Genomic DNA, 8,747 nt, shown 5'->3' with positions numbered 1-8,747 from the left:
CCGGCCAGGTAGCTCAGTTGGTACGAGCGTCCGCCTGAAAAGCGGAAGGTCGCCGGTTCGATCCCGGCCCTGGCCACCATATGCACAGCAGATATCGAACAGTTCGAATCCCATCCGGAGTTCCGGATGGGATTTTTTCGTTCGCGAGCCCGGTACCGGGCGATAGGTGTCGGCCCGTTCAATCGTTAGGCTGGCGCCCGTGGACGTGATCGATCAGGCTCAACAGGACCTCGCCCGCGGCGAAATGGATCGCGCGCGTCAGCGCCTGCTCGCCGCATTGCAGACCTCACCGGCGTCACAACCGATTCTCGAGCTGCTGGCCTACACCCATCTGCTGATGGGTGATCGGGCAGCAGCCGGAGCGGCATGGTTTCTCACGGCCAAATCAGACCGAGACCCGACCGCGTCGTCCGCGTTCGCAGCGCTTGAAGAGCGGCATCGCTCTCCCATGGCGATAGCCCGAGCTATCCCCATCAACGCGCCGTCCGAGCATTACCCGCCGCGGGCTCAGGCTCGGCTCGAGCGTCTCGCGAATGCCGTCCGCGCCAACGGGCAGGAATGGGTACCGCCCCGAGACACCGTGTACTTCGACGACGAGGGTGTCGACGCAGACGACTTCGGCGACGACGAACTTCCCGACCTCGACGGCGGTCGCCGCGAGGGGCCGCCGATGCGGCAGCGTGTGGTGGCGTCGATCATCATCCTGGCGATCGCAGCGACCTCGGCGTCGGTGGTGCTGGCGATCGTCTTCTCCTGACCGTCTCGTCCGTCCGTGTGCGAAGGTGAGCTGGGGCCAGCGTAAAGTTTGTACCCGACCGACTTCGGCTAGCGGCAAGGGTTGAAATCATCGAATCCACGCGACGTGACAGCTATCGCGACGACAATTATGAAGTGAATCTCGCCCAGGCGAGGTTGTTCGCAGTAGGTCTCGCCGAATACTTCGAAAAGTGTTCCGCGCAGATCGAAATCGGCCAGGCCCGTGCGTTCCGCGCGCGTGCCGACAAGGCGACGACACGCGCGCGAGAACTGGAGGCGGACGCGGCCGCACTTCGTAAGGAGTTGTACGAGATGTACCGCCAGATCGACAACATGACGGCACGGTTTCCGGAACTACGCGAGAACGGCGTCTTTCGCAGCTGACGGCGTACCGAGCGCAGCGCCCCACTGCGCGAGCGCGACCCGGCGCGTCTCCGAATCGCCGCCTTCCCTGCCCTCCGCAAGCGTGATGACGGTGCGCGACAGCTCGAACAAACTGATCCGGTTGTCCCGGGCTGTGGCGAACAAGTCATCGACGGCGGCGGCGACGGTTCCGCCGCACCGCCCGACCAGTACTCCGGTCGCGACATCTACATCGGTGCGTGAGGCGGGTCCCCGAGACGCCGTTGTATCGGGATTTCTGTCTGTCATGGACGGTCCTAGTCAGTTCGAACGATGAGAGTTTCGAACTGCGAATGCATGCCCGAAGGCGCTCACTTTGCCATACGGCAACGACCGTGAAGTAGCGACGGGGCTAAGAATCGGTGGGTTTGGCGCGAACGTGCATGCGCTCGCCTTGGGGGCCGAAGAGGCTGAGGATTTCGACCGGCTGGTCACCCAGGGCACCAAACCAATGCGGTACGCGCGTGTCGAATTCGGCGGCCTCGCCGGGTTTCATGACGAAGTCGTGTTCGCCCAACACCAGGCGTAGTCGACCATTGAGCACGTACAGCCATTCGTAGCCCTCGTGTACTCGCGGTGCCGGTTCGTTGCGGACCGGGTCGACGACGAGTTTGTAGGCCTGCATTCCGCCGGGACGTCTGGTAAGCGGGTGGATGGTGACGTGCTCGCGACGGACGGGGGTGTACTTGATGCGCGGGTCCTCGACGGGCGGCGCGCTGATGAGTTCGTCGAGGGGAATCTGGTGTGCCCGTGCGATCGGCAGCAGCAGTTCGAGGCTCGGCTTACGATCACCGGATTCGAGACGTGACAGTGTGCTGAGCGATATCCCGGTGCTCTCGGCGAGGGTGGCGAGAGTGGTCCCGCGTTCGGTTCGCAGTTGGCGTAAACGCGGTCCGACGCCGGCAATGACGTCGTCGATGTCGGAATCGGGCTGACTCATCCTCCTATTGCAGTTTCAGCAAAAGAATTTGTCAAGTCCACTCGTTACGGGCAGGCCAGTTTAGCTTGATCGAAGATGCGCTGAGCCTGCTCGGTCGTTGGCTTCACACCGCCGGAAGCGGCCTCGACTTCCAAGTCGGCGACGATGGCAGATTCGTCCGCGCCGTTGACAATCTCGGTGCACGTGCTTGTTAGAAGGTTCTTGATCGCATTATCGTCTCGGTTCTCGGCGAGTCCGCCGAATTGAGCCCGGAACGCGGCGACAAAAGTGCCCACCTTGGCTTCGTCGAGCAACCCGCCCGCCCTTTCACCGACGCTTGCCGCGATGCTGCTCGCCGAACCGGCGACGCTGTCGAGGCTCTGATTCGCCTCGGATCGATCGTCCGTGCTGCATCCCGCCAGAGCCAGCGAACAGATGCCGATCGTCAGTGCCGCGCGCCGTGCCATCTCCGTCGTCCTCATGACCGTCGATGCTATCGGCTTCTACTCGGGGCGGGTTCGTTGGTGAAACGGGTCCGCGACGCGCTCGGATGCGCCCATACTTTACCGGTGACCAGCGAACATGCGTCGACTTCCGTGTCGGTTCGGCGGTCTCGGATACTCCGCGACGCCTACGGCAGCACGAGCGCCGAAGCGTTCATGATCATTGCCATAGCCACCATCCTGGTGACGCGCTTGTATCTAGAACTCACGGGCTACCCGCAGGTGGGCGGCAAGACCCTGCACATCGCGCACGCCCTCTACGGCGGTGCGCTGATGATGCTCGCACTGCTCATGGGGTGGCTGTTTCTCGGGTTCGCCGTACGGGCAGTGTCGGTCGTGATGGGCGGCATCGGCTTCGGGTTGTTTCTCGACGAAGTCGGCAAATTCGTTACCAAGGACAACGACTACTTCTACGGGCCGTCGGCCGAGATCATGTACGTCCTGGTCGTCCTCGTCTTGGTGGGGAACCGTATCGTTCGCGACTCCCGGCGTCCCTCGCGCGAAGAAACACTCGCCAACGCAGCCCACATCGCCGCGCTGGGCGTCGCGCACGGCCTGCCCGAGCATCGACGGGTGTGGGCGCTGCACATGGTCGATCGCGCCGAGGCCGAAGGCGCCGACGCGGACACGATCGCCGGGCTGAGGATGTTGCTGAACAGCGCCACGAGTGGAACATCGAGGCTGTACGACGCCCGCATGTACCTTCCGCGGCTCATCCCGCGCTTCCTGAAAAGTCCTCGCTGGGTGCCGGTCGTTGCGTGGGTGTTGACGATAGCGTCGTTCGCCGGCGTCGTGTTCGGCATCGTGCAACTGGTGCTGGGAGACGTGCACGTCGACTCCGCGGATACCACCATCGACGTCGACAAGATGGGGATCGCGAGCGCCATCCTCTTCGTATCCTCCGTGCTGACACTGGCGTTGGCACTCCCCGCCGCTGTTCGCCTGCGCCGGCACGAACTCGGTCCGCTGCGCATGCTTCGGTTGGGGGCGCTGATCTTCACGATGCTGGGCGCACTCGTCGACTTCGCGCAGGAAGGCTTCGCGGCGCTGATCAACGTGGCGCTCGGACTGTTCGCCCTGGCAGTGCTGTCACATCGCATCGGGGTGCGCACCGCCGAAATCGCCGACGAGAACACCGCACGCGGCGACGTCATCTCGATGCCGAAGTAAGGAAGTCCAAGGTTCGGGTGCTGGTGAACGTTCTGACTTCTTCGCTGAACGGATCGATGAACGAGACCGATCGGGCCAACAGCTGGAGGGGCCGGGAGTAGTCGTCGTCCGCGACATCGTAGAAGTCGGGATAGAAGTTGTCGCCGAAGATGGGAATCCCCAGCTCGTTCATGTGCAGCCGAAGCTGATGCGTACGACCGGTTTTCGGACGCAACGTGTACAGCCCGCGGTTTTCGTCGTGTTCGGCAAGTTCGACCATGGTCTCGGCATTCGGCTCCCCGGGCACGATCTCGGCCCGGAGTACCCCACGTTCCTTGACCATGCGGCTACGCATCGTTCGCGGCAACGCCAGTTCGGGATCGTAGCGGGCAACGGCCTCGTACGTCTTGGCGACGGTGCGGTCGGCGAACATCTCCTGATAGGCACGACGGACCTCCGGTCGAACGGTGAAAATCAGGACGCCCGCCGTCAGCCGATCCAGCCGGTGAGCCGGGCTGAGCTCCGGAAGGTCGAGTTCGCGGCGCAGGACGACCAGCGCCGACCGCGCGACGTATGCACCGCGCGGCGTCGTCGCGAGAAAGTGCGGCTTGTCCACCACCAGCAGATCGTCGTCGCGATGCAGGATGTCGATCGCGAACGGCACGACGGGCTCGATCGGTGGATCGCGGTACAGATAGATGTCCGCGCGCGGCATCAACGCGGCATCGGGAGCGAGTGAGACGCCCGTCGCATCAACGATCTCGCCCGCATGTATCTTCTCCCGCAACCCTTTTTCGTCCTGCGGGAATCTGTCGACTAGGTAGCCGAGCACGGTGCCGAACGGCGAATCCTCGGGCATACGAATGCGAGTAGGGCCGAGGCCATCGCGCACGGGAAGAGGTGCACGACGGGCCATGGCCCTACTGTATCGGCGCTGCGCACCCGTGCGTCAAAAGCGCTCCGCGCCCGTGCGTCAAAAGCGCTCCGCGCCCGTGCGTCAAAAGGGCTGTTCGAACAGCACTTTCCACACACGGGTGGCGGAGCCGCCTCAGATGGAGACGATCATCTTTCCGGTGTTCTCGCCGCGCAGCAGGCCGATGAAGGCACCTGGCGCATTCTCGAGGCCGTCGACGACGGTCTCGTCCCACTCGACGACGCCGTCGGCGAGCCACTGCGCCATCCTTTGGTCGAACTCGCCGACGAGGTGGTTGTAGGTGCCGACGATGAAGCCCTTCAGCGTCAACTCCTTGCCGATGGCCAGAGCCAGGTTGCGTGGAGCTGGCGTCGGCTCTGTTGCGTTGTACTGGGAGATGGCTCCGCACATCGCAATTCGTGCATATTTATTGGCTGCGCCGATTGCGGCTTCGAGGTGATCGCCGCCGACGTTGTCGAAGTACACGTCGATGCCGTCGGGTGCAGCCTCTGCGAGCTGCTTCTTGACGGAGCCGTCGTGGTAATCGAACGCCGCGTCGAAGCCAAGCTCGAGAAGGCGTTCCACCTTGGCGGGGGAGCCGGCACTGCCGATGACGCGTGCGGCGCCGAGGGCCTTCGCGATCTGTCCGACCAGCGAACCGACTGCACCAGCGGCGCCCGAGACGAACACGGTGTCGCCTTCCTTGAACTGCGCCACCACGGTGAGTCCGGCGTAAGCGGTGAGGCCGGTCATGCCGAGCGCACCGAGGTACGCCGACGCCTTGGCCTTGTCGAGGTCCACCTTTCGCGCCGATTTGGCCGGGAGCGCAGCGTAGTCACGCCACCCCTTGCCGTGAGACACGGTGTCGCCGACGGCGAATGCGTCGGAACGGGTTTCGACGACCTCGCCGACTGCACCGCCATCGAGCGGGGCGTCGAGTGCGAACGGCGGTACGTACGACTTGACGTCGTTCATTCTGCCGCGCATGTAAGGGTCGACCGACATGACGATGTTGCGCACGAGGATCTGACCATCCTCGAGGGCGGGGAGCTCGGTGTCGACGGTGCGGAAGTTGTCCGGAACCGGCTCACCCGTCGGGCGCGAAGCGAGATGAATTTCCTTGGCCTGCATGTGTGTACCTACTTTCTAGTCTTCGGTGACGGTCACGGTGACATCGATGTTGCCGCGCGTCGCGTTCGAGTAGGGGCAGACCTGGTGGGCCTTGTCCGCGAGGGCCTGAGCCTCGTCGCGACCGAGGTTCGGCAGCGTGACCTCGAGGGTGACCTCGAGCTGGAAGCCGCCGGCGTCGTTGGGGCCGATTCCGACGCGAGCACCCACGGCGGAGTCGGTGACGTCGGCCTTGTCGGCACGCGCGACCATCTGCAGCGCCGAGTGGAAGCAGGCTGCGTAGCCTGCGGCGAAGAGCTGCTCCGGGTTGGTGCCGTCACCGCTGCCGCCCATGGCCTCGGGGATGGCGAGGTCGAGGTCGAGGCGTCCGTCGGAGGTGCGGGCGTGACCGTTGCGGCCTTCGCCGGTGGCCAGTGCCTCGGCGGTGTAGATGGTCTTCATGGGTGACTGCCTTTCGTATCGTGGAGTGCGTCGGTCAGCTTGATCAACGCGTTGCGTAGTTGTTCCAGGTCCGAGACGGACATGCCGGTCTTACCCGCAAGCTGCCCGGGGATGTCGATTGCCTGTGACTGCAGCGCATTTCCCGCGTCCGTCAGGTGGATTTCGACGCGGCGTTCGTCGGTCGTCAAGCGGCGACGCTCGATGAACCCGAGCGCTTCGAGCCGTTTGAGCAGTGGTGACAACGTGCCCGTATCGAGGTCGAGCTCGGTGCAGATTTCTCGTACCCCGCGGCCGTCCTTCTCCCACAGCACCAACAGGACGAGGTACTGCGGGTACGTGACGCCGAGGCGTTCGAGCATCGGCCGATACACCGCGGTGGTAGCCCGCGATGCGGAGTACAGCGCGAAGCACACCTGCCGATCGAGTGCGAGTTCGTTGGTCACGTCCACAAAGGTAGCGCACGTTTGAGTTGTGCACAATCTACCCGGTGTGCACAAAGTGTTGTTGAAGCAGCACTTCGCGCACACGGGCGCGCAGCGCACTCCGCGCACCCTGCTACTGTCGTTTCCATGCAGCGCACGTATTTTTGGTTTAGCAGGCCGGCCCCGGGTGGGTCAGCCAGCGACGCCATGCGCTGAGACCCCCACCCCACGAGCCGGATACAGACCGGCTCGAAGCGCGCGTGGAGCTCACCGAGAGTCGGTCTGGGAAACAGGACAGTTCCTCATGACCATCTCCGCGTCACCCACTGCTCACGCTCCCCTCGATACATCTTTGGATGACCAACGCACAATCAGCATCAGTCCGTTGGTCCCTCCGTCGCTGCTGCGTCGTGAACTGGCGGCCGACGACGCCGTCTCGGCAACGGTTCGCGCCGGTCGCGCCGGTGTCGTCGACATCCTCGACGGACGGGACGACCGCCTGATCGTCGTCGTCGGACCGTGCTCGGTGCACGACACCGCCGCTGCGATGGACTACGCCCGCAGGCTCGCTGAGAAGGCCACCGAGCTGGGCGATCGGCTGCACATCGTCATGCGCGTCTACTTCGAGAAGCCGCGTACGACTTTGGGCTGGAAGGGCCTGATCAACGATCCGCACCTCGACGGCTCGTTCGACGTCAACGAGGGCCTGCGTGTGGGGCGTAGACTGCTCGCCGACATCTCCGCACTCGGCTTGCCCGTCGGTTGCGAGTTCCTCGATCCGATCACCCCGCAGTACATCGCGGACCTGGTCAGCTACGGCGCGATCGGCGCGCGCACCGCGGCGAGTCAGGTGCACCGGCAGCTGTGCAGTGCGCTGTCGATGCCCGTCGGCATCAAGAATTCGACGGAGGGCGATGTCCAGGTGGCGGTCGACGGCACCCGTGCGGCGGCATCCTCACATGTCTTCCCCGGTACCGACCTCGACGGCCAGGCTGCGTTGATCCGAACGACCGGCAACCCGGACTGTCACGTTATTCTTCGCGGCGGAACCGACGGCCCCAACTACGACGCCGAGTCCGTGGCCGACACCGTGGCACGGCTGCGCAAGTCCAACCTGCCCGAGCGGGTAGTGGTCGACGCCAGCCACGGCAACAGCCGCAAGGATCACAACAAGCAGGTCGACGTCGTCACCGATCTCGCGGCGCGTGTGGCGGGCGGAGAGGCGGGCATTGTCGGTGTCATGCTCGAATCGTTCATCGAATCGGGACGCCAGGATCTGACGTTGGGCAGGAAGGACGAGCTCACCTACGGGCAGTCCATCACCGATGCCTGCCTCGACTGGGACACAACCGCAACGCAATTGGACGCGCTGGCGTCGGCTGTCGAGACGCGCCGGGCTTCCTAGCGGACACCGCGCGGCCGGAATTGCACGCTGACGCGTGGGCCGGTCGCGCGGGTGCTCTTGGGTACCGCGTGCTCCCACGTTCGCTGGCACGAGCCGCCCATGACGATCAGATCGCCGTGTCCCAGCGTGAATTTGAGCGAACCGCCGCCTCCGCGCGGGCGGAGCATCAACTGCCGCGTGGCGCCGAGCGAGAGGATGGCGACCATCGTGTCCTCCGTTGCGCTTCGGCCGATGTTGTCGCCGTGCCAGGCAACACTGTCGGATCCGTCTCGGTAGTAACACATTCCGGCTGTCGCGAACGGCTCGCCGAGCTCGTGCTGGTAGTGGGCGTCGAGTGCTTCCTTCGCCGCCGACATCGACGGGTCGGGCCACGGCTCCGTCTCCGCGTAGAAACGAACGAGCCGCGGAACGTCGACCACGCGGTCGTACATCTGGCGCCGTTCGGCACGCCAGTCGACACCGTCGACGAGTCGATCGAACAGGTCGGCCGAGCTCGCCCATCCCGGGCGAACGTCGACCCACGCCCCATGCGTCAGTAGACGCCGCGTGACGTGTGATTCGAGTGGGCCGAACTCGGACTCGTCGTCCGTGAACAGTGAACCCTGTAGCTCCACGCTCATGCGTACAAGCCTAGCTGGGTTCGAACATATGTTCCAGCGGCAATTCGACTGTTTCGGTCGGTGCCCCGTTCTATCGTGAGGCCATGGGC

12 protein-coding genes and 1 tRNA gene are annotated in these 8,747 nt (G+C 64.4%); 5 read left to right on the top strand and 8 right to left on the bottom strand.

Features of this window, described 5'->3' with window-relative positions:
* The first annotated feature begins 2 nt into the window (after positions 1 to 2).
* The 3 genes from WBQ44_RS00610 to WBQ44_RS00600 all read left to right on the top strand — a co-directional run bounded on the left by WBQ44_RS00610 (position 3) and on the right by WBQ44_RS00600 (position 1,140).
* Positions 3 to 79, top strand: a tRNA-Phe gene (locus WBQ44_RS00610).
* 120 nt (positions 80 to 199) lie between these two features.
* Positions 200 to 757, top strand: a complete 558-nt coding sequence (locus WBQ44_RS00605; RefSeq protein ID WP_495564798.1) for a DUF6584 family protein — start codon at positions 200 to 202, stop codon at positions 755 to 757.
* 134 nt (positions 758 to 891) lie between these two features.
* Positions 892 to 1,140 (top strand): hypothetical protein, encoded by a 249-nt coding sequence (locus tag WBQ44_RS00600; protein WP_495564797.1) that lies wholly within the window; start codon positions 892 to 894, stop codon positions 1,138 to 1,140.
* On the opposite strand, the gene WBQ44_RS00595 is transcribed toward WBQ44_RS00600, so the two are convergent.
* From WBQ44_RS00595 to WBQ44_RS00585, 3 genes are all read right to left on the bottom strand, one after another.
* On the bottom strand, positions 1,111 to 1,407 hold the full coding sequence (locus WBQ44_RS00595) for an ANTAR domain-containing protein (protein WP_495564796.1): 297 nt from the start codon (positions 1,405 to 1,407) through the stop codon (positions 1,111 to 1,113). The genes WBQ44_RS00600 and WBQ44_RS00595 overlap by 30 nt on opposite strands.
* A 103-nt stretch (positions 1,408 to 1,510) precedes the next feature.
* Positions 1,511 to 2,098, bottom strand: a complete 588-nt coding sequence (locus WBQ44_RS00590; protein ID WP_495564795.1) for a helix-turn-helix domain-containing protein — start codon at positions 2,096 to 2,098, stop codon at positions 1,511 to 1,513.
* Positions 2,099 to 2,142: 44 nt separating this feature from the next.
* Entirely contained in the window at positions 2,143 to 2,559 is a 417-nt protein-coding gene (locus tag WBQ44_RS00585; protein ID WP_495564794.1) for a hypothetical protein, read from the bottom strand.
* Between the two features lie 177 nt (positions 2,560 to 2,736).
* Between WBQ44_RS00585 and WBQ44_RS00580 the strand changes: the two genes are divergently transcribed.
* Positions 2,737 to 3,750, top strand: coding sequence for a hypothetical protein (locus tag WBQ44_RS00580; protein WP_495564799.1), 1,014 nt, complete (start codon positions 2,737 to 2,739; stop codon positions 3,748 to 3,750).
* On the opposite strand, the gene WBQ44_RS00575 is transcribed toward WBQ44_RS00580, so the two are convergent.
* From WBQ44_RS00575 to WBQ44_RS00560, 4 genes are all read right to left on the bottom strand, one after another.
* The gene (locus WBQ44_RS00575) at positions 3,731 to 4,645 is read right to left on the bottom strand and encodes a pseudouridine synthase (RefSeq protein WP_495564793.1); all 915 of its coding nucleotides are present in this window, start codon (positions 4,643 to 4,645) and stop codon (positions 3,731 to 3,733) included. The two genes, WBQ44_RS00580 and WBQ44_RS00575, sit on opposite strands and share 20 nt — an antisense overlap.
* 132 nt (positions 4,646 to 4,777) lie before the next feature.
* Positions 4,778 to 5,773 carry an NADP-dependent oxidoreductase gene (locus WBQ44_RS00570; protein WP_495564792.1) on the bottom strand — a complete coding sequence of 332 codons (996 nt, stop codon included), beginning with the start codon at positions 5,771 to 5,773 and terminating at the stop codon, positions 4,778 to 4,780.
* A gap of 15 nt (positions 5,774 to 5,788) precedes the next feature.
* On the bottom strand, positions 5,789 to 6,211 hold the full coding sequence (locus WBQ44_RS00565; RefSeq protein WP_495564791.1) for an organic hydroperoxide resistance protein: 423 nt from the start codon (positions 6,209 to 6,211) through the stop codon (positions 5,789 to 5,791).
* The gene (locus WBQ44_RS00560) at positions 6,208 to 6,654 is read right to left on the bottom strand and encodes a MarR family winged helix-turn-helix transcriptional regulator (RefSeq protein WP_495564790.1); all 447 of its coding nucleotides are present in this window, start codon (positions 6,652 to 6,654) and stop codon (positions 6,208 to 6,210) included. Before WBQ44_RS00560 ends, WBQ44_RS00565 begins: the two co-directional genes overlap by 4 nt.
* A 283-nt stretch (positions 6,655 to 6,937) precedes the next feature.
* On the opposite strand from WBQ44_RS00560, the gene WBQ44_RS00555 reads away from it, so the two are divergent.
* Positions 6,938 to 8,038, top strand: coding sequence for a 3-deoxy-7-phosphoheptulonate synthase (locus tag WBQ44_RS00555; protein WP_495564789.1), 1,101 nt, complete (start codon positions 6,938 to 6,940; stop codon positions 8,036 to 8,038).
* On the opposite strand, the gene WBQ44_RS00550 is transcribed toward WBQ44_RS00555, so the two are convergent.
* Positions 8,035 to 8,658 carry an alpha-ketoglutarate-dependent dioxygenase AlkB gene (locus WBQ44_RS00550; protein ID WP_495564788.1) on the bottom strand — a complete coding sequence of 208 codons (624 nt, stop codon included), beginning with the start codon at positions 8,656 to 8,658 and terminating at the stop codon, positions 8,035 to 8,037. The genes WBQ44_RS00555 and WBQ44_RS00550 overlap by 4 nt on opposite strands.
* Positions 8,659 to 8,747: the final 89 nt, after the last annotated feature.

It is taken from the genome of Rhodococcus sp. (in: high G+C Gram-positive bacteria) (assembly GCF_049591685.1).
Classification (GTDB): domain Bacteria; phylum Actinomycetota; class Actinomycetes; order Mycobacteriales; family Mycobacteriaceae; genus Rhodococcoides.
The sequence above is the reverse complement of the archived record's forward strand: the minus strand, read 5'-3'. Positions and strand labels throughout refer to the sequence as shown.

Excerpts from the sequence above, each read along its gene's own strand:
- WBQ44_RS00595 (WP_495564796.1), bottom strand. The coding sequence starts at position 1,407 with ATGACAGACAGAAATCCCGATACAACGGCGTCTCGGGGACCCGCCTCA.
- WBQ44_RS00590 (WP_495564795.1), bottom strand. The coding sequence starts at position 2,098 with ATGAGTCAGCCCGATTCCGACATCGACGACGTCATTGCCGGCGTCGGA.
- WBQ44_RS00585 (WP_495564794.1), bottom strand. The coding sequence starts at position 2,559 with ATGAGGACGACGGAGATGGCACGGCGCGCGGCACTGACGATCGGCATC.
- WBQ44_RS00580 (WP_495564799.1), top strand. The coding sequence starts at position 2,737 with ATGATCATTGCCATAGCCACCATCCTGGTGACGCGCTTGTATCTAGAA.
- WBQ44_RS00575 (WP_495564793.1), bottom strand. The coding sequence starts at position 4,645 with ATGGCCCGTCGTGCACCTCTTCCCGTGCGCGATGGCCTCGGCCCTACT.
- WBQ44_RS00570 (WP_495564792.1), bottom strand. The coding sequence starts at position 5,773 with ATGCAGGCCAAGGAAATTCATCTCGCTTCGCGCCCGACGGGTGAGCCG.
- WBQ44_RS00565 (WP_495564791.1), bottom strand. The coding sequence starts at position 6,211 with ATGAAGACCATCTACACCGCCGAGGCACTGGCCACCGGCGAAGGCCGC.
- WBQ44_RS00555 (WP_495564789.1), top strand. The coding sequence starts at position 6,938 with ATGACCATCTCCGCGTCACCCACTGCTCACGCTCCCCTCGATACATCT.
- WBQ44_RS00550 (WP_495564788.1), bottom strand. The coding sequence starts at position 8,658 with ATGAGCGTGGAGCTACAGGGTTCACTGTTCACGGACGACGAGTCCGAG.